The 18,436-nt window shown below is 67.5% G+C and carries 17 protein-coding genes; 2 read left to right on the forward strand and 15 right to left on the reverse strand.

Features of this window, described 5'->3' with window-relative positions; translation table 11 throughout:
* Positions 1-20 precede the first annotated feature (20 nt).
* The 6 genes from AB0O71_RS07805 to efp all read right to left on the reverse strand — a co-directional run bounded on the left by AB0O71_RS07805 (position 21) and on the right by efp (position 4,770).
* Positions 21-575, reverse strand: a complete 555-nt coding sequence (locus AB0O71_RS07805; RefSeq protein WP_363743949.1) for a hypothetical protein — start codon at positions 573-575, stop codon at positions 21-23.
* Positions 572-1,972, reverse strand: a complete 1,401-nt coding sequence (locus AB0O71_RS07810; RefSeq protein WP_363743951.1) for a dihydroorotase — start codon at positions 1,970-1,972, stop codon at positions 572-574. The genes AB0O71_RS07805 and AB0O71_RS07810 overlap by 4 nt, the downstream gene beginning before the upstream one ends.
* Complete coding sequence (locus tag AB0O71_RS07815; protein ID WP_363743953.1) at positions 1,969-2,940, reverse strand: aspartate carbamoyltransferase catalytic subunit; 972 nt, start codon at positions 2,938-2,940, stop codon at positions 1,969-1,971. Before AB0O71_RS07815 ends, AB0O71_RS07810 begins: the two co-directional genes overlap by 4 nt.
* Positions 2,937-3,545, reverse strand: coding sequence for a bifunctional pyr operon transcriptional regulator/uracil phosphoribosyltransferase PyrR (gene pyrR, locus AB0O71_RS07820; protein WP_363743955.1), 609 nt, complete (start codon positions 3,543-3,545; stop codon positions 2,937-2,939). Before pyrR ends, AB0O71_RS07815 begins: the two co-directional genes overlap by 4 nt.
* A gap of 238 nt (positions 3,546-3,783) precedes the next feature.
* On the reverse strand, positions 3,784-4,200 hold the full coding sequence (nusB, locus tag AB0O71_RS07825; RefSeq protein ID WP_363743957.1) for a transcription antitermination factor NusB: 417 nt from the start codon (positions 4,198-4,200) through the stop codon (positions 3,784-3,786).
* Between the two features lie 6 nt (positions 4,201-4,206).
* Positions 4,207-4,770 carry an elongation factor P gene (gene efp, locus AB0O71_RS07830; protein ID WP_090148613.1) on the reverse strand — a complete coding sequence of 188 codons (564 nt, stop codon included), beginning with the start codon at positions 4,768-4,770 and terminating at the stop codon, positions 4,207-4,209.
* Positions 4,771-4,901: 131 nt separating this feature from the next.
* Between efp and AB0O71_RS07835 the strand changes: the two genes are divergently transcribed.
* Entirely contained in the window at positions 4,902-5,468 is a 567-nt protein-coding gene (locus AB0O71_RS07835; RefSeq protein WP_363743960.1) for a thioesterase family protein, read from the forward strand.
* Positions 5,469-5,474: 6 nt separating this feature from the next.
* Here the strand turns inward: AB0O71_RS07835 and AB0O71_RS07840 are convergent, their stop codons facing one another.
* Together AB0O71_RS07840 and AB0O71_RS07845 are read right to left on the reverse strand one after the other, a co-directional pair.
* A complete protein-coding gene (locus AB0O71_RS07840) occupies positions 5,475-6,353 on the reverse strand; it encodes a hypothetical protein (protein WP_363743962.1) in 879 nt (292 codons plus the stop codon).
* Positions 6,354-6,438: 85 nt separating this feature from the next.
* Complete coding sequence (locus tag AB0O71_RS07845; protein ID WP_363743964.1) at positions 6,439-8,460, reverse strand: vWA domain-containing protein; 2,022 nt, start codon at positions 8,458-8,460, stop codon at positions 6,439-6,441.
* Positions 8,461-8,516: 56 nt separating this feature from the next.
* Between AB0O71_RS07845 and AB0O71_RS07850 the strand changes: the two genes are divergently transcribed.
* The gene (locus AB0O71_RS07850) at positions 8,517-9,929 is read left to right on the forward strand and encodes an AAA family ATPase (protein WP_363743966.1); all 1,413 of its coding nucleotides are present in this window, start codon (positions 8,517-8,519) and stop codon (positions 9,927-9,929) included.
* A 121-nt stretch (positions 9,930-10,050) separates the two neighbouring features.
* On the opposite strand, the gene AB0O71_RS07855 is transcribed toward AB0O71_RS07850, so the two are convergent.
* The 7 genes from AB0O71_RS07855 to ruvX form a co-directional block, all read right to left on the reverse strand.
* Positions 10,051-12,651 (reverse strand): hypothetical protein, encoded by a 2,601-nt coding sequence (locus AB0O71_RS07855; RefSeq protein WP_363743968.1) that lies wholly within the window; start codon positions 12,649-12,651, stop codon positions 10,051-10,053.
* A 204-nt stretch (positions 12,652-12,855) separates the two neighbouring features.
* The gene (gene aroB / locus AB0O71_RS07860; protein WP_363743971.1) at positions 12,856-13,935 is read right to left on the reverse strand and encodes a 3-dehydroquinate synthase; all 1,080 of its coding nucleotides are present in this window, start codon (positions 13,933-13,935) and stop codon (positions 12,856-12,858) included.
* Positions 13,932-14,735 (reverse strand): shikimate kinase, encoded by an 804-nt coding sequence (locus AB0O71_RS07865; RefSeq protein ID WP_363743973.1) that lies wholly within the window; start codon positions 14,733-14,735, stop codon positions 13,932-13,934. The genes aroB and AB0O71_RS07865 overlap by 4 nt, the downstream gene beginning before the upstream one ends.
* A gap of 13 nt (positions 14,736-14,748) precedes the next feature.
* Positions 14,749-15,945: a chorismate synthase gene (gene aroC, locus AB0O71_RS07870; protein WP_363743975.1), complete on the reverse strand. Its 1,197-nt coding sequence runs from the start codon at positions 15,943-15,945 to the stop codon at positions 14,749-14,751.
* Positions 15,946-15,977: 32 nt separating this feature from the next.
* Positions 15,978-16,844, reverse strand: a complete 867-nt coding sequence (locus AB0O71_RS07875) for a shikimate dehydrogenase (protein WP_363743978.1) — start codon at positions 16,842-16,844, stop codon at positions 15,978-15,980.
* Positions 16,845-17,942, reverse strand: coding sequence for an endolytic transglycosylase MltG (mltG, locus tag AB0O71_RS07880; protein WP_363743980.1), 1,098 nt, complete (start codon positions 17,940-17,942; stop codon positions 16,845-16,847).
* Positions 17,939-18,436, reverse strand: coding sequence for a Holliday junction resolvase RuvX (gene ruvX, locus AB0O71_RS07885; protein ID WP_363744235.1), 498 nt, complete (start codon positions 18,434-18,436; stop codon positions 17,939-17,941). Before ruvX ends, mltG begins: the two co-directional genes overlap by 4 nt.

Below are 18,436 nucleotides of genomic sequence, written 5' to 3' on the forward strand. Positions count from 1 at the left end.
CTCTTCGGTCGGGTTCGTAGTCACGCATCCTCCTGGGTGGTGTGGGAAGTGGAATGGGTCTGGGGGCCGGAGGTCGGCAGCGCCGTCCCGGCAGGAATGATCTGAGCGACCGTGTCTGCGAAACGTAATTGCTCAGCGGCCTGCGAAAATCTGAAGCTCGACTCGATCTCGGTGCCATCGGCGGCGCGCCACTGGAGCAGAGAGAGCCCGTCGCGCTCGACTGCCTTGCCGACCCGCCGGCTCGCGACCCCGCTGCCGATCAGTCGTTCGACCGGAAGGTGCACTTCGGGCTCGCCGGTGACGGCGATGGTGGCGCCGTCTGCGCGCAGCGTGAGGTCGGCGAAGCCCTTGAACTGGAGTCCAGGAATCGACAACCGGTCGAGCGGGGCGCCGACGCGGGTCGTCGACACGTAGCTCACTCGGGGGAACGTGGCGAGCACCATGCCCACGAGGGCGTCGCCATGCTCGGCGAACTCGGTATGACGCCGTGCGCGCCCCCGCCAACCGAGCCACATCGCGAGCAGCACCAGCGCAGCAATGGCGATCATGACGAGCGCGAAGGTACCGCGGCTCACTGCAAGGCTCCGATCCCTCGCGCCGCGGCCGCAACCGTCTCGGCCGCCACCACGTCCCCGCCATCCACCGTGAGGTATCCGCGGCGCAGCGTGTACGCCACACGACCGGGCAGCTCCATGCCGAGGAACGGCGAATTCACGCTCTGGCCGCGCAGATGGTCGGTCGAGAACGTGCTCGTGCCAGACGGGTCGACGAGCACGAGATCGGCGGGTTGGCCGGCCTCGATCGCCGTCGGGTGCCCTTCGAGACGCCCGATCTCGGCGGGCCGCTGCGACAGCAGCACTTCGAGTTCGGCCCAGCTGGCGTGCGCCTCCTGCACGAGGGTCAGGAGCGAGATCGGTAGCGCCGATTCGAGGCCGACCATTCCGAATGCGGCGGCATCCCACTCACAGTCCTTCGCCTCGACGGGGTGCGGCGCGTGGTCGGTGGCGATGATGTCGATGATGCCGTCGGCGACCGCAGCGCGGAGGGCGAGCACGTCCTCCTCGCGACGAAGTGGCGGGTTCACCTTGTAGCGCGCGTCGTAGCTGCGCGCCAGCTCCTCGGTGAGGATCAGGTGGTGGGGCGTCACCTCGGCGGTCACCTGCACGCCACGGGCCTTGGCCCAGCGGATGACCTCGACCGACCCGGCCGTCGAGAGATGGCAGATGTGGAGTCGCGCTCCGATGTGCTCGGCGAGGAGCACATCGCGCGCGATGATCGATTCCTCGGCGACCGCAGGCCACCCTTTGAGGCCGAGCTCGCTCGAGAGGGCGCCCTCGTTCATCTGCGCACCCTCGGTGAGCCGTGGATCCTGCGCATGTTGAGCGATGACGCCGTCGAAGGTCTTCACGTATTCGAGTGCTCGTCGCATGAGCAGCGGATCGTGCACGCACTTGCCGTCATCGGAGAAGACGCGCACCGCGGCGCGCGAATCCGCCATCGCGCCGATTTCGCTGAGTCGCTCTCCCGAGAGATCTTCGGTGACCGCACCGATCGGCCGCACGGTCGCGTAGCCTGCCGCGTCACCGAGCGCCTGTACCTGCTCGACCACGCCCGCCGTATCTTGCACCGGCAGGGTGTTCGCCATCGCGAAGACGCTCGTGAATCCGCCGGCCGCGGCGGCGCGCGTGCCCGTGAGCACCGTCTCGGACTGCTCGAAGCCCGGCTCGCGCAGATGCGTGTGCAGATCGACGAGCCCGGTCAGCGCGACGAGCCCTTCGGCGTCGATGACGCGCTCGCCCTCTCGGGGCTCGAGCCCGCCGGCCGCCTGCGTGGCGCGCTCGACGATCACGCCGTCTGCGATCCGCACGTCGACGGCGGCGGCATCGTTCACGTGCTGCCCGCGCTCGGTGAGCGCTGCGGCAAGGCGTGCGCCGCGGATGAGAATCCCGTTCGTCGGGGTGGTGTGCGTCATGCTTGCTCCGTTCGCTCGCCGGAAAGTAGAAGGTACAAGGCCGCCATCCGCACCGAAACGCCGTTCGCGACTTGCTCGAGCACCGTCGATCGGTGCGAATCGGCAGCACCCGAAGATATTTCGAGCCCGCGGTTCATGGGGCCGGGATGCATGACGATCGCGCGATCCTGCAGACCCGAGAGCCGGGTGTCATCGAGCCCCCACACACGCGCGTACTCTCGTTCGTTCGGGAAGAACGCGGCGTGCATCCGCTCGCTTTGAATGCGCAGCATCATCACAACGTCGGGGCGCTCCTCACGGAGGGCGGTGTCGAAGGAATGGTGTACCTTCACCGGCCAGGTGCGCGCGCCGTATGGCAGCAGCGTCTCGGGAGCGACGAAGCTGACGTGAGCGCCGAGGGCGTTCAGCAACCAGAGATTCGACCGGGCGACGCGGGAGTGCGCGATGTCTCCCACGATCACCACGGAGACACCGTCGAGGTCGCGACCGCGACTCGCCTCACCGCTCTGCGACGCCCCGAAGAGCCGGCGCCGCATCGTGAACGCGTCGAGCAGTGCCTGCGTCGGGTGCTCGTGAGTGCCGTCGCCCGCGTTCAGCACACCGGCGTCGATCCAGTTGCTTGCGGCGAGCTTCGCCGGTGCGCCTGATGCCGGGTGCCGGATGACGACGCCATCGGCGCCGATCGCCTGCAGCGTCTGGGCGGTGTCCTTGAGCGACTCGCCCTTCGAGACCGAGGAGCCCTTCGCGCTGAAGTTGATGACGTCGGCGCTGAGGCGCTTCGCCGCCGCTTCGAATGAGATGCGGGTGCGCGTCGAATCCTCGAAGAAGAGGTTCACCACGGTCTTGCCCCGCAGTGTCGGCAACTTCTTGATCTCGCGCTGCTGCGTGGCCGCCATCTCTTCAGCGGTGTCGAGAATCAGGATCGCCTCATCCCGCGAGAGGCTGCGCGTATCGAGCAGGTGCCTCATGCGATCGGCTCCGTGCTCGCTCCGGGCTCGGCACTGGCATGGGCGTCGCCGCTCGCGTGGGCGTCGACTCGGTCCTCCGAGGTGATCGTGACCTCGTCGCTCCCGTCATGCTCTTCGAGTCGCACGGCGATGCGCTCGTGCTTCGCGCTCGGCAGATTCTTGCCGATGTAATCGGCGCGGATCGGGAGCTCCCTGTGGCCGCGGTCGATGAGCGCCGCCAGGCGCACGACCTGCGGGCGCCCGTGGTCGTTCAGCGCGTCGAGCGCGGCACGCACGGTGCGACCCGAGTAGAGCACGTCGTCGACGAGCACCACCGTCGCTCCGTCGACGCCTGACGCGGGCATCTCCGTGGGGCGCGGCGCCCGAGTGGGATGCTGGGCGAGGTCGTCGCGGTACATCGTGACGTCGAGACTGCCGACGGGTACGTCGCGGCCCTCGATGCGCGAGATGATGTCGCCGATGCGCCTGGCGAGCAGGCTTCCACGAGTCGGAATGCCGACGAGAACGAGCCCGTCGACGCCCTTGTTCGCTTCGATGATTTCGTGCGAGATTCGAGTCAGCGCGCGCGAGATCTCAGCACGTTCGAGTACTGTTCGCGTTCCCATAACCGAGCCCCCCTTCCCCGCCTCACTGGACGGAACTTAAAGAAAAGCTTGCAACCGCGCCAGTCTATCGCATGCGGCGACACCCGGCATGCCGCGGCCCTGCGCCACCGCCGAGTCCCTGCGCTCCTGCCGATTCCCCGCCGAAAGTTGAACATCTCTGCGGGGACTCGGCAAGCGGGCGGGGACTCAGCGAACCACGGGAGACTCGGCCATCGCAATGGCGACGGTGCGCGCGGGATCAGGCGTCGGCGTGATCTGCGATCTTGCCGAGTACGCCATTGACGAAGCGACCGGAGTCGTCGGTCGAGTACTCCTTGGCGAGTTCCACTGCTTCGTCGATCGCGACCGCCGCGGGCACCTCCGCATTGAAGAGAATCTCCCACGAAGCGAGCCGCAGCAGTGCCCGATCCACGTGGGGCATGCGCTCGAGCGTCCACCCCTGGGCGTAGCTCATGATGAGCTCGTCGATGTGATCGCGGTGATCGGTCACACCGTCGACGATCTCGCGAGCGTACAGCCAGGAGGCCGCACGGTCGGGTTCGCTCGACGCGCGCTGCGCCTCGGCGTTCACGATCACGGCGATGGACTCGTCACGAAGATCGGCCTGGTACAACATGTCGAGGGCGCGCTTGCGCGCCTTGGTACGTGCAGACACCGAGGACTAGTCGTTGACGCGGCCGAGGTAGTCACCCGTGCGGGTGTCGACCTTGACCTTCGTGCCGGTCTCGAGGAACAGCGGCACCTGAATTTCGGCACCGGTCTCGACGGTGGCGGGCTTCGTTCCGCCGGTCGAGCGATCGCCCTGCAGGCCGGGCTCGGTGTACGTGACCTCGAGCACGACCGATGACGGGAGTTCGAGGTAGAGCGGATCCCCCTCGTGCAGCGCGATCTGCACCTGAAGGTTCTCGAGCATGAACTTTGCGGCGTCACCGACGACTGCACCGGAAACGGTGAGCTGATCGTAGTCGGACTGGTCCATGAAGACGTAGTCGGCGCCATCCTGGTACAGGTACTGGTAGTCGCGGCGGTCGACATTCGCGGTCTCGATCTTCGCGCCTGCGTTGTAGGTCTTATCGATGATCTTGCCCGAGACGACGTTCTTCTGCTTGGTGCGAACGAACGCCCCGCCCTTGCCCGGCTTCACATGCTGGAACTCGACCACGCTCCAGAGCTGGCCGTTCTCCTTGATGACGGTGCCATTCTTGATGTCGTTCGTACTGGCCATGCAGTGATTCTCCGGATTCTATAAAGTTCGAGCGCCTGAATACGCGCCGAACCAGCATACATGCCACTCTTCTTGGATGCTTCGCACAATCGCGAGGCTGTGTGCTTGACGATCCCTCTAAGCTCTCTTCCATGCACATGTTCTTCCGCACTCTGTGGCACCAGTGGTTCGTGGGCCGGCGCGGCTCGAAGCTCGGCTTCGAGGGTGTTGCTCGCTCTCGCTTCCGCGTCTGGCCCACCGACCTCGACATTCTGCGACACATGAACAACGGCAAGTACCTCTCCATCATGGACGTCGCGCGGTTCGACCTCATTCAGCGCAACGGCGTGTGGGAGCTATTCGCGCGCGAGCGCTGGTACCCGGTGGTGGTCGGACAGACCATCTCGTACCGCAAGTCACTGAACCCGTGGCAGCGATTCTGGATCGAGTCGCGCATCCTCGGCTTCGACGATCAGGCCGTCTACATGGAGCAGCGTTTCGTGCGCCCAGACGCCCAGCGGCGACCCGACATCCACGCACGCGCGGTGGTGCGCGCTCGCATCCTGCGCCGCTCGGGCGGCGTCGTTCCTGTCGCCGAGGTCATTGCGAAGAGCGGGGCCGACCCGAGCCGGCTCGTGGTTCCCGACGAGGTGCTCGAGTGGGGGCGCTCCACTCGCCTCCCTTCCACCCGCGTCGACGCCATCAGCATTTGGGAGTAGCGACGTTCAACTGATCGGGGTGCGTGCGCCGAGATGCGGGCCCTGGTTTCCCATCTCGCGGCAGGTGATGCGGATCGCGCGTTCGCTCTCGTCGTACACGTGGCGAGCAGCGAGACGCCCCCCGGCAAGCGGCCCGTCGAGCCAGGTGAAACTTGCGGCGTCAACCGGTGCCGAGCCAGCCGCAACCAGCATGAGCTGCAGCATGAGCATTTCGGGCAGCGTCACATGGGGTCCATACGAGAACCCGAGCCCCAGCACCGGCGGCCGTGCTCCGGCGGGCACCAGGCGCAGGGTCCAGGTGACTCCCGATTCCGTCACCACCGGAGCGCCCGCTGGCGCCGCATCGAGCAGCTCGAATTCCTTCTCGGCCTCCGTCGCGAGCACGAGCGGAGACGCCCCGCTCGCATCGACCGCGAGCGGTGCTGACGAGGCACCCGACGGCGAGCCGGCAACTGCCTCCGCGGCACGCGTGAATGCCGCCTGCCAGGCTGTCGCACCGCACCCGAATGGTGCCGGCACAGCGGTCAGGGAGGCGTCTGCCGCAAGAGCGCTCCCCAGCTGCCCAAGATCGACACCGGCAGCGGCGAACGCTTCGACCTCTGGCACATCGATGCCGAGCCACGCACTCGCCTCACGGGCGGCCCCGAAGCTGCGCTCGGCTCTGCGCGCGGCATCGGGTTCTGCGACATCGGCGAACGCTGCGTGCGGCATCAATCGCGCCGCCGCGGCGTCGAGGCGCTCATCCAGAGCCTCAGCAGCACCCGGTACTGCGTAGCGCGCCGCCGCGGCATCGAGCTCGGCCGCGAGGTCGGGAAACAGAGCTCTCACGAGCTCGACGCGGTCGCGGCCGCTACGTCGACCAATCGGCCGAGTTCCAGAATCCATCACATCCCCCTGACTCAACTCCGCTTGCGCAACTTGAATGATTCAACTCTGCCGACTCAACCTGCCGCGCTCGCCGCTCCTCACGCTAGCGGATCCGGCGCGACTCTTCGTCGAACACGAGGCTCTGCAGCACCTCGGGCAGCGTGCGCGCGTCGAGCACCGTGCGCCCCTGCGGGGCGTACCGCGACGCGAGGTCCCCCGGCCCGATGCCAATGCCATGCACCTCCACACCCTCGGCGCGCAGGCGATGCAGCGCGTGCTCTGCGGCGACGGGATCATTTGATCCACCATCGCTCACCAGGATCACAATGCGTCGACGTTCGATCCCGTCGACCGACCGTAGCCGGGAGGCGCGGGCCGGGTTCAGGCCGAGCTGCACGCCGAGCTGCTCCGCCGCTGCTCGCAACGCAGCCCCGTCGTTCGTCGATCCCCGCGGAACTCGGATCGCACCGTGCACCGCTCGGCGCACGGCGTCGTCCAGGCCACTCGACAGCGGCTTCACCACGTCGACCGCAGAGTCGAAGACGATGAGCGCGGTGCGAATGTCGAGATCGAGGGCCACTCCGCTCGCGCGTTCGGCCTCTTCGATATCACGGGCGACCCCCGCGAGCGCCTCCGTCATGATGAGCATCGAGTCGGCTGCCGCTTCGGCCGCGACACCCTGCATCGAGGCCGATCGATCGACCAGCAGCACGTAATCGGTGCTGCCCGAACGGCGAGTGCGGCGCAGTCGGATCGCGCGATCGCGAAAGGCCCGCGGCCGAGCCACGCCGGCACGCGACTCGGCAATGGCAGCAGCGAGCGACTCCGCGGCGAGGTCGTCGCCTTCTGCGCGTGGTCGCGCGCTCGCCACGCGACGCGGTGCCGCCCGTTCGGCGATCACCCGTGACCAGACGGCGCGCATGCGCTCGATCGCGTCCGCCAGTTCGGCGGCGCGTCTCCGATACTCGGCCAGTGCGGTATCGGCGGTTCCACCTGCGGTACCACCGCTCGCGCCATCGACCGGTGGCTGTGGCGCAGACGGATCCTCCGCCGTCGCTGCCTCCGGAACGGGCCCTCGGGAGTCAGTGCGCCCGCCACCAGGCATTGGCGTGGCGAGCACCCGGTCCAAGAAACCGGCCTGCTCGGCAGCGAAGAGATCGGCGCCCTCTGCGGTCTCGCGCCCGTCTCCGGCGCGGGCGCGTTCGTCGCCGGAATCCCCTTCGGCGCCAGCCCTATCGGGCGTCTCGGGATCCTCAGTCGAATCGTTTTCCCCGCCCCCACCGGGATCGGGTTCGGCTGCGTCGTCGTCCTGCTCCTCCCCGCTCCCCGACACCCCACTCGGCGGGGCGTCCTGCTCGCCCATTCCTCGGCCTCCGCTGCCACCATCGAGCCCACGCTCCAGCGCGTCGAGCGCCGCGAGTCGATCGTAGGCGCCGAGCAGCCAGGCGACGGCGCGCTCATACCTGAGCACACTGCTTCGCTGCGCGTCTGGCGCCATCACCCGGCGGAACGCGCTGAGTCCGTCGATCGCTTCGTCCATTTCGCACGCTCCGCGCTCGCTGGAGGTGATCGGAGCCGCAGGTCCGATAGCTTCGACCATGAGGGCGCGCCACGCCAGCTGCACGTCGGAATGGGTGCCTGCCAGGAGCGCGCCGAAGTCAGCGCGGCCGACGAATGCCGCGCGCAGCACGACAGCAGCCCACTGCAGGTGACGCGGCCACGCGGTCACATCGGTCGGTACACTGCGGTACGCCGCCGCGGCGAGGGGCGCGCGAAGTCCGGGCATGGCAGTGAGCAGTTCGGCGCTTGACTGCACGCGATAGACGGCGTCGAACAGGGGCGCAGCGTCGGGGCGCACCCGCACGAGCGAGCTTCGCCGCCGTGCGCGAGCCGCCTCAACACGGGCGTTGCGCGGTCCCTCCCACAGGTGCAGGAACGCGAGCGCCGCAGCTTCGGAGTGGCCGTGACCACGAGCACCGTACCAGCCGAGACCCACCTGCAGTCCCGAGTCGGTGAGCTCCCACGTCTCATCGTCGGTGACGCGTACCGACATCCCGACGATCGCACCGACCGCTTCGAGGCGAGCACGCAGTTGCCCGCTCATCGAGCTCGGCTGTGACTCCATTCCCTCACCCTAGCCCGGCCCGAACTGCAGTCCGTTCGCCGTGGTAGCGTGACGCCATGCTCCCCGTCGACTCAGACCCTGTTCTCGGAGAGGCCGCGGCGCTGCGCGAGGAGACACGCCGCATTCGGCGTGCGATCGCGATCGATGATCCTGCTGAGGCTGCATCGCTCCGGTCAGAACTCGCGCGGGTCAGCGGCCGTCTCACGGCCCTCGCCGAGGAGCCGTCGAACCGGCAGATCTTCTCCGCGGCGCTCGACGAACGCGCGGCGTCGCTCCGCGTCGCTGTGCGGGCACACCGCGCTGCAGCAGCCGTGGTGCGCGACCGCACTGCGGCCGATACGATCGTCGCCCGCGCGATGCGCGGTGCGCGCCCGTTGACCGCCGGGGAGAGCGACCGCATCCGCGAACTTCGCACGCATCGTCCCGACGCTGCCTGGCAGGCGTCCATCGACAGCGAGAATCGCCGAGATGCCGTACTGGTGGCACTTGGCACCCTCCGCATTCGCGAGGCGCGTCGACAGCTGCGCGACGGTCTGCTGCAGACGGCGCAGATGCGCGGCATCATCGCCGAGGCCATTCCCGCGCTGCGGCAGGGCGACCCCGTGTTCCTCGTCGGTGAGACCGGCGGCGCCAAGACGGCGCTTGCGGAGCATCTCTCCCGCACAGGCCTCACCCTCGAGCCCGAACTCATTTCGGGCTACGGCGATATCACCAGCGCTCAGGTCATCGGCACGCACGAGCTCCGCACCGAGGCCGGCGCAACCGTCAGCATCTTCACGCCAGGTCCGTTGCTTCGCGCCATGCGCGAGGGCCGCCCGGTGATCCTCGACGAGGTGAACGCGATGCCGCCCGAGTTCTTGAAGCGGCTCAATCGAATTCTGCAGTTGAGGCCGGGTGACACACTGCACGTGCAAGAGGACACGGGGCGTCCTGTCACCATTGCATCCGGTTTCGCCATTCTCGCCACGGCGAACGAGCAGACCCCGCACCGCTACCGCGGCCTCGATCGGCTGAGCGCCGAGCTCGTCAATCGCTTCGGGGCGAACACATACCGGGTCCACTACCCCGATACCGGGCGCGACTATGCCGAGTTCCCCGCTGAGAACGGCTTGCTCGCGGTCGCCGCGGTCGCCGACCATCACGGTGAGATCCCCGACCATGTCGCACCCCAGGCGCTCATCCGTGCCGCGCGAGCGGCCTTCATCAGTCAACAGGTGTTCGCGGGCGAGCACGGTTCGGGGTTCGCCGACTATGTGAGTGCGGAACGAGAGATCGACGGTCGGCCCGGGCTCGAGGAGTCCGTCATCGCGCCGCGCACGCTCGTCGCGATCCTGCAGAAGGTCGCTCGTAGTGCGGGCGAGATCAGCCTTGACCGCGCGTTCACCCGCTTCGTCGAGGGGGTCATGCACCGGGAGGATCGACGCGTGCTCGCACTGATCCTCGAGGGCCAGGGGTTCAGGATCGCCTGACCAGAGTTCGCGTCAGCCTTTCTCCGCGCTGAACAGACCTCCGGGCGAGGTGTCGGATCAGAGATCCCCACCCTCGCCCGGAGGTCTGCGGTCAGGTTACCCGGTCGCCCGAGCAGTGGTACTACTCGGAGCCGTCACCGCGTGCTCGTCGCAGACGCGACTGCGCGAGGAACAGCACCAGGCTGAGTGCTGCGAGCCCGAGCCCCATGCCCAGCATCGGCATCATCTCTGAGCCCGTCGTGGCGAGGCCCTGCGGCGTCTCGGCGTCCGCCTGCGGCGTGCCGGGCTGTGTCGGCTGCTCAGGCTTCGCCGCCGCATCCTGTTCAGGCTCCGTCGACTCCTTCTTCGGGTCGGAGGGGAGCTCGACCGGAGTCGTGGTCGTCGCCGAGCAGGTGCCTTCGATGAGGCAGAACTCCTCGGGCACCGAGGCCGCATTGACGAGACTCAGGTCGCCCGAGCCGGTGACCTCGACCGAGTACGAGAACGACGTCGATGCGCCCACCGGCAGGGGGCCGCTCCACGTCAGCATCGGCTCCGTGTACGAGACCTCACCCGTCTCGGCTGTGGCATCACCGTTGTAGGTGGCGTCATCGAGGACCGCGGAGAGGTCATCATGAGCCATTGCAGGTTCGGCGTCGGTGAATGCGACTCCGCCGGTGTTCTTCACCGTCACGGTGTAGTCCACGCGATCCCCGGGCGCCGCGACGCCGGTGAACAAGGATGACTTCTCGATGCCAAGACCGGGAATGCCGTGGCTCGTGCAGTCCGCACGCTCACCGTCGGCTGGTGCGCACGTCGTCGGCTCATCGCCGGGGTCGCCCAGGAAGTTCGCCAGAGCCATGTCTCCGAGCTCGGCTCCCGGCTTCACCGTGACGGAGTAAGTCACCTCGGCGTGCTGCCCCGGGAGGAGCGTCCCTTCGATGGTGAAGCGTCCATCGGCGATCGGCGACACCGTCAGGCTGTCCGTGCTCGAGACCGGAGCCGAAACTACCTCGGCATCGTCGAGCACGCCGCTCAGGTTGTCTTCGCGGAGCAGTTCGACCGGGGCCGTGCCGATGCCCTCGAAGTGGAGCACGTAGTCGATCGTCTCGCCCGGACGCACCACCGAGCCGCTCGCCGGGTTGCTCTCCTTCCAGTCTTCCCAGGCTCCCGAGCCCGTGATGCTCGAGGTCGCACAGGGAGATTCAGGATCCGCCGCGAATTCCGTGAGGCAGACCGTGTTCAGAAGGTGATAGTCGCCCGATTCGTTCGGCTCCGCGGTCACGGAGTACGTCACCGTCGCGGTCTCGCCCGAGGCGAGCGAACCCTCCCACGTCAGTTCGGACCCGTCGACCGCGACGGTGCCGCTGCTCGCGGCAGCGTCGTCGTTGTACGATGCATCGTCGAGCACGCCGGACATGTCGTCGGTGAACGAGCAGGGCCGTTCGGCGGTGCACTCACCGGGGCCGTTGTTGGTCACATCGATCGTGTACTCCACGCGTCCGCCGGACGCGGGAAGTTCAGTCACGTTCGCCGACTTCTCGATCACGAGCTCGGGGTCGAGCGGAGTCGCGGTGTTCATCACGGTGCAATCGACCATGCTGCCTGGCGGAAGGGTTCCAGCTTCGACGACGAGTGAGGTCGCCCCGTCTGCGGGAGCCAGAACGGCGTCGGGCTCTCCGTTGACCGAGCACTGCCACGCCGGCTCGTATTGGCCGAGATCCGTCGCCCCGTCGCCGACTTCCGAGAGTTCGACTCGCGTGTTGGAGAGCACGACGACCTCGTCGGTGGACGCGGTGTTGCCGGCGGCCGTCGAAGCCGACGACAGCACGTTGCCGTCGCTGGCCGCCTGCACCGTGAACGAGTCCTCCGGGGCGATGCGGGAATCCACCTGCTTCGTGAGGCGCACCTTCGACGTCATGATGCCGAACGCGACGGCCTGGCGGGAGTTGACCGTCTCCCCCAGTCGCTGGGTGAGGTACGACGGCTCGGTCGCACTGACCACGGTCGCGAGCGTCGCGCCGTTCGCACCCCACGTGCCGTCGCAGAGCACCTGGGTGGTGCCTTCTCCGGGCATCGGATCGGGGCAGCCGCCCGGGTTCGCAGGATTGGTCTTCGGACCACGGTCGATCACGTTGATCGGCGCGTCGGAGGACCAGGTGATCGTCTCACCGCCGTCCAACTGTGGGCCATCGGTCGACTCGGCATCGGCACCGACGAGGGCGTAGCCCGTCACCACGTTGCCTGCCACGTCCTTCACCTCGATGTCGCGCAGCGTCAGCAGATTGGCGCCATACGACCCCTCGCCCGCGGTCATCAGCGCCGGCTTGCCCGGAATGTCGTTGTACGTGCCCCCGCCCAGCGCGCCACCCGTCGCACCCCCCAGAGTCGGCACCTCGGAGGCGACGATGTCGCGATGCGTGTGCGTGATTTCCGGCGTGTCCTCCGCCGGTGTGTCCGTGATGTTGAACGACACCGTGTACCCGCCATCGAGGCCGATCTGCATGTCTTGCCCGGCATCCGATTTCGCCTGCGCGTGATCGAAGCCGGACATGTCGAGCCAGAAGATCGTGTCGGCGTACTTCCCGCTCGTTGCGTAGCCGCCGCCTGCGGCCTCCCCCACCGCGTTGGCACTCGTCGGCGTCGAAGCCACCAGCGATGTCCCCGCGATCACGGCGCTGATGAGGAGTGCCCCCGCCGCCCGTACTGGCCGACGAAGCCAGTGTTCCCTATTCGTTTGCATGTCAATCCTCTGAACCAAAACTGGACTACGCGCAGCACAGAAGGACCTGCACGCTGCGCAACGACCAATTTCTCATCAGAGTCGGGACGGGCTGCCTCAATCAGGAGAAGGCAGTACTGGGTGAACGATTCTTACGCACGCTGACGCCGCTCTAGCGTATGAGACGCGCGCGAATCGCGGCTCAGCGCGCTCCGAGCGTCGACGCTAGTTCGCGATTTCCTGGTAAGCGAACTGCAGCATCGACTCGTCGACACCGGCGAGTACCCGCGGCTTGCCGATCTCGTCGAGCACGATGAATCGCAGCATTCCCGCACGCGCCTTCTTGTCGCGCTGCATGGCCGCGAGCAGGCCGGGCCAACGGCCTGCCGGATATGCGAGCGGCAGCGTGAGCGAGGTGAGAATTCTGCGGTGCCGGTCCACGGCCTCATCGGAGAGGGCGCCCGCCAGGCGGCCGAGTTCTGCCGCGTACATCATGCCGATCGAGATTGCGACGCCGTGCCGCCACTGGTAGCGCTCGGCGTGCTCGATCGCGTGTCCCAGCGTATGTCCGTAGTTCAAGATCTCGCGCAGGCCGCCCTCGCGAAAGTCCTCAGAGACCACGCGCGCCTTGACACCGATCGATAGCTCGACGACGCGCTGAAACTCGGGCGTCGTCGGGTCGGTCGCCCGTTCGACGTCCCGCTCGAGGATCTCGAGGATCTCGGGCTCGGCGATGAAGCCGCACTTCGCGATCTCGGCAAACCCCGCAAGGATTTCGTTGCGGGGCAGCGTCCCGAGCAGTTCGAGGTCGCAGATCACCGCAGACGGGGCGTAGAAACTGCCCACGAGGTTCTTGCCCTCGGTGGTGTTGATCCCGGTCTTACCGCCCACCGATGCGTCCACCATGCCGAGCACGGTCGTGGGAATCTGCACGAGGCGCACGCCGCGAAGCCACGTCGCCGCGACGAAGCCGGCCAGATCGGTCACGGCGCCTCCGCCCAGCCCAATCACCGCGTCGGTGCGCGTGAAATCGGATTGGCCGAGAATTTGCCAGCAGAATGCCGCCACCTCCACGCGCTTCGCCGACTCGGCGTCGGGAACCTCTGCGAGCAGCACTTGGGTGTAGCGATCCTGCAGCGCTTCGCGCAGATCGTTCGCGATCTTCCCGACCGTTGGCGTGTGCACGATCAGCACCTTCGCCACGCGCTCTCCGAGCGCCTCCGGTACGCGGTCGAGGATGCCCCGGCCGACCGCAACCGTGTACGGGTTCTCGCCGGTGACTGAGATCTCGGTGACATCCGTCATGACTGCTCCTTCTCGCCGCGGCGGGCGCTGCGCTGGTGGCGTCCGCCGTTACGGGCCCACTGGGCCACGCGGCGAACGAGTTGGTCCTGGGTCGCACGGTCGGTGCGATAGGTGACGTCGGCAACCGCCTCATAGAGCGGACGACGCTCCCGCAGAATCCGCCCCCAAGCCTGCGGGTCGTCGCGAAGCAACGGTCGCCGTGCGAGGTTCGCCGTGCGCAGTACAGCTTCCTGAGTCGTCATCAGCAGCACCACGGGATGCTGCGCAAGCAGTTCACGCGTGGATTCCGTGAGCACCGCGCCGCCGCCGAGTGCCACGATGCGACACCCCTCGGCCGCCAGCTCATCGGCGATGACCTCCGCCTCGATGCGCCGGAACTCCGCCTCGCCGTGCGTTGCGAAGAACTCGGTGATCACACCGTGCCGACGCACGATCACCGCATCGGTATCCACGAATGGCACGCCGAGCTCTCGTGCGACGCGCTTGCCGAGGCTGGTCTTTCCCGCTGCCATCGGACCGACGAAGACGATGGCGCGATCGGGAAGCCGCGCGCCGGGTCGCCGGCGCCGACGTCGGCGACCGCGCGCACGGGCGGAGGTCGTCGCACCGCTCGCTGAAGGATCGTTGCCGGTGCCCGATGCGCCAGAAGCGTCTCGGTTCGCCGCTCCACCGGAATTCGCCGCCTTCGCTTCCTCTGCCACGGCCGGAGGAATCACCTGCAGCGGACTCGTCGGCGGTGAGGGCTTCGGCTTCTGCGCGGGCGGCCCGACATCACGGGCCACCCGGCGGTGCCCGTTCATCGTGTTCGCCCGTTCACGACTCGATGACGGTTGACAGGCGCTCCGGGATCGCCGCGACGAACGCCTCGAGGTTCCGACGGGTCTCGGCGACGCTGTCGCCACCGAACTTCTCGGTCACGGCATCCGCGAGCACCAGCGCGGTCATCGCCTCCGCCACCACTCCTGCAGCGGGTACGGCAGAAACATCGCTGCGCTGATGATGCGCCTTCGATTCCTCACCTGTCGAGATATCGACCGTTGGCAGCGCGTGCGGCACAGTTGCGATGGGCTTCATTCCCGCGCGCACGCGCAGCACCTGGCCGGTGGTCATACCACCCTCGATGCCACCGGCACGAGAGGTCTCACGCGCAATGCGACCGTCGTCGAGGTGCAGCTCGTCGTGCGCTGCAGATCCACGGCGCCGCGTCGTCTCGAAGCCGTCGCCGACCTCGACTCCCTTGATGGCCTGAATTCCCATGAGAGCCCCGGCGAGACGCGAGTCGAGACGGCGATCCCAGTGCACGTACGAGCCCAGTCCGGGCGGCAACCCATAGGCCAGCACCTCGACGATGCCGCCGAGCGTATCGCCCGACTTCTTCGTATCGTCGACCTCCGCGACCATGCGTTCGCTCGTCTCGGCGTCGAAGCAGCGCAGCGGATCAGCATCAAGGGCGCCGACGTCTTCAGGTCGCGGCAGCTTGGCTCCGGCGGGGACGACGACGTCTCCCATCGAGATGGTGTGGCTGACGAGGCGAATGCCGAGTTCACCGAGAAAGGCTCGAGCGACCGCTCCAAGGGCTACGCGAGCTGCAGTCTCACGGGCACTCGCCCGTTCGAGCACCGGGCGCGCTTCGTCGAAACCGTACTTCTGCATTCCCGCGAGGTCGGCATGGCCCGGACGTGGGCGCGTGAGCGGCGCTCCTCTGCCGCGCGATTTCTCCGAGAGCTCCGTGGCTTCGGCAGACATGACCTCTGTCCACTTCGGCCACTCCGTGTTGCCGATACGGATGGCGACGGGACCGCCGATCGACACCCCCTGCACCACTCCGCCTGAGAGACTGAGCTCGTCCTGCTCGAACTTCATGCGCGACCCGCGCCCATACCCGAGCTTGCGGCGCGCGAGATCTTCACGGATCCCGTCGAGCGATACGGGGACGCCGGCAGGCAATCCCTCGAGGACGGCGATCAGTTCGGGGCCGTGAGATTCTCCGGCAGTCAGCCAACGCAGCATACCCGCTATCCTCCCACACCCCGCGGCGTCCGTCAGACGGCGCGGCGCATTGCGCAGCGTACGGCATCTTCATTCTCGAGGGGAAGCGCAGGATCGCCATGGGTGAAGATGCGCACCTGCACGAGCGCCTGTTCCACGAGCATTTCGGTGCCTGCATAGGCGACGCCTCCCGCCGCACGCCAGCGCGTGGCCAACGGGGAGGGCCAGGGATCGTAGGCGACGTCGAACAACGGCACGACGGCCAGGCTCGCCGGAATCTCGATCGCGGCGGTGGCGGGGCCCGGCAGTGTCGAAATGACCAGCGTCGGCGCGTTCGGTCCCGTCGGCTCGACCGCGTCGATCGGGCTCCCCGCGCCAGCGCCGCCGTACACGAGGTCCAGCGCCTGCTGCTCGGCGCCGACAGCATGCGTTCCGGCGAAACGGGCGACGAGCGCCTGCCCGGCCGCAGCATTGCGCGCGAGCAGCGTCACATGCTCGGCGCCGAGCCCGCGTACGGCGAGTATCGCCGATACCGCAGTCGCGCCAGAACCCAGCACCACGGTGCGTCGCACATCGAGTCCGGCTCCCGAGATCGCCGACGCGAGGCCGGGCACATCGGTGTTTGCGCCGAACCACCGGCCGTCGTCCAAGCGCCGCAGCGTATTGACGACCCCACTCTCGGTTGCCACCGGGTCGAGGGTGCTGGCGAGCCGATGCGCTTCGCTCTTGAGCGGCATGGTGACAGAGAATCCACGCCAGTCGTCGCCCCTCCCTGCAAGGAACGCCGAAAGGCCGGCCTCCGCGCATCGCACGGCCGAGTAGTGCCAGTCGAGCTTGAGCGCGCGGTACGCCGCCATGTGGATGCGCGGTGATCTCGAGTGCGCGATCGGCGACCCGAGCACCGCGAGTCGCACTGGCACTCAGCAGCCCTGATCCGGATTCGCGGCGCACCACTCGTTGAGCTGGCCGATCGCTGTCTCGTGCTCTTCCTGAGTCGTCGAGAAGACCGACTCCCCCGTCGATAGGTTGACGGCGACGAAGTAGACCCAATCGCCGGCAGGCGGGTTGAGCACAGCGGAGATCGCGTCGCGACCAGGGTTCGCGATCGGACTCTGGGGAAGTCCCTTGTGCACGTACGTGTTCCACAGGTTGTCGTCGGCGAGTGCCTCGTCCGTCGACCAGACGCTGCCGTCGGCGTGCTGACCATAGCCGTACTGAGCGGTGGAATCCATCTGCAGCAGCATGTCCTGCGCGAGCCGGTTCTCGATCACCCGAGCGACCTTCGGGAAGTCCTCAATGCGGCCGCCCTCCCGCTGCACGATGGAAGCCTTGGTGAGCACCTGCTCGCGCGATTCGGGGGCGACGCCCATCTCGTCGAGCACTTGGATCTGGGTATTCACGAGCTCTGCGATCGCCTCGGCGCCGGTCGTGTCTTCCTGGAACTCGTATGTCGCTGGAAAGAGCCACCCTTCCAGGCTCGCCACGCCTTCGGGCAGCCCGTAGGCTCCGACGTCGGCAGCCGCGGCCTGCAGCTCCTCCATGGGAATGCCGCCGCCCGCGGAGACCAGTTCGAGCGTCTGCTCCACAGTCTTGCCCTCGGGAATGATCGCCGTGAACGCCATACGATTATCCGGGTTCTGCAGTGCGTCGAGTGCGGCCTGGGCACTCATTTGCGACTTCACCTGATACGAACCGGGCAAGAACGCAACCTCTTCCGGCTGTTCGAGCAGCAGATCGTAGAACGCCTCCGAAGTCTTCACGACCCCGGCCTCCTCCAAGGAGGCCGCGATGTCTTCACCGATCTCCCCCTCGGTGATCACCACCACGACTTCGCCCGAACCGTCGCCCTCGTAATCGTTCGTGCTCCAGCCGAACGCTTGCGAAATGCCTGCACCGTAGTGCGACCAGAGGTAGGCGCCGGCCCCCGCCAACCCCCCAAGCAGCAGCACCGTTACGAGTAGTGAGATGAGCACTCGCCGGCCCGTGCGCCGTCTATCTTCGCGCGTCCGTGCGTTCATTCCGCGACCTCCCCGGTCCCCATCGTTGTCACTTCTACGGCATGCCCGGCCGCCGCTCCGCTCGCCCGCTCGATGTCGAGGGCGTGCTGCAAGATCACCACAGCCGCCGCTTGATCGATGATCGATCGGCTCTGTTTCGTCCGTTTTCCCGCAGCCCGCAGGTGTCCCTGCGCCGAGACCGTCGACAATCGTTCATCGACCAGGCGCACGAGCACGCCCGAGGGTGCCAGGTGCGCTGCGAGGCGGTCGGCGAATCCTGCTGCATCGTCAGTTGACGGCGTGCGTTCTCCGCGCAGGTTGAGTGGCAGTCCGACCACGGCCTCGAAGCCGTCGTGTTCTGCAACGATCTCGGCGATCCGCGCGATGTCAGCGCCATGATCTGCTGCGCGTGGCACGGTTTCCAACGGCGTCGCGAGCATGCCGTGGGGATCACTGCGCGCGACGCCGATGCGAGCCTTGCCCACATCGACGCCGATTCGCACACCGACTCGCAC

It is taken from the genome of Leucobacter sp. NPDC077196, from assembly GCF_040687075.1.
Lineage (GTDB): Bacteria > Actinomycetota > Actinomycetes > Actinomycetales > Microbacteriaceae > Leucobacter.

Excerpts from the sequence above, each read along its gene's own strand:
- AB0O71_RS07810 (WP_363743951.1), bottom strand. The coding sequence starts at position 1,972 with ATGACGCACACCACCCCGACGAACGGGATTCTCATCCGCGGCGCACGC.
- AB0O71_RS07815 (WP_363743953.1), bottom strand. The coding sequence starts at position 2,940 with ATGAGGCACCTGCTCGATACGCGCAGCCTCTCGCGGGATGAGGCGATC.
- pyrR (WP_363743955.1), bottom strand. The coding sequence starts at position 3,545 with ATGGGAACGCGAACAGTACTCGAACGTGCTGAGATCTCGCGCGCGCTG.
- efp (WP_090148613.1), bottom strand. The coding sequence starts at position 4,770 with ATGGCCAGTACGAACGACATCAAGAATGGCACCGTCATCAAGGAGAAC.
- AB0O71_RS07835 (WP_363743960.1), top strand. The coding sequence starts at position 4,902 with ATGCACATGTTCTTCCGCACTCTGTGGCACCAGTGGTTCGTGGGCCGG.
- AB0O71_RS07840 (WP_363743962.1), bottom strand. The coding sequence starts at position 6,353 with ATGGATTCTGGAACTCGGCCGATTGGTCGACGTAGCGGCCGCGACCGC.
- AB0O71_RS07845 (WP_363743964.1), bottom strand. The coding sequence starts at position 8,460 with ATGGAGTCACAGCCGAGCTCGATGAGCGGGCAACTGCGTGCTCGCCTC.
- AB0O71_RS07850 (WP_363743966.1), top strand. The coding sequence starts at position 8,517 with ATGCTCCCCGTCGACTCAGACCCTGTTCTCGGAGAGGCCGCGGCGCTG.
- AB0O71_RS07855 (WP_363743968.1), bottom strand. The coding sequence starts at position 12,651 with ATGCAAACGAATAGGGAACACTGGCTTCGTCGGCCAGTACGGGCGGCG.
- aroB (WP_363743971.1), bottom strand. The coding sequence starts at position 13,935 with ATGACGGATGTCACCGAGATCTCAGTCACCGGCGAGAACCCGTACACG.
- AB0O71_RS07865 (WP_363743973.1), bottom strand. The coding sequence starts at position 14,735 with ATGAACGGGCACCGCCGGGTGGCCCGTGATGTCGGGCCGCCCGCGCAG.
- aroC (WP_363743975.1), bottom strand. The coding sequence starts at position 15,945 with ATGCTGCGTTGGCTGACTGCCGGAGAATCTCACGGCCCCGAACTGATC.
- mltG (WP_363743980.1), bottom strand. The coding sequence starts at position 17,942 with ATGAACGCACGGACGCGCGAAGATAGACGGCGCACGGGCCGGCGAGTG.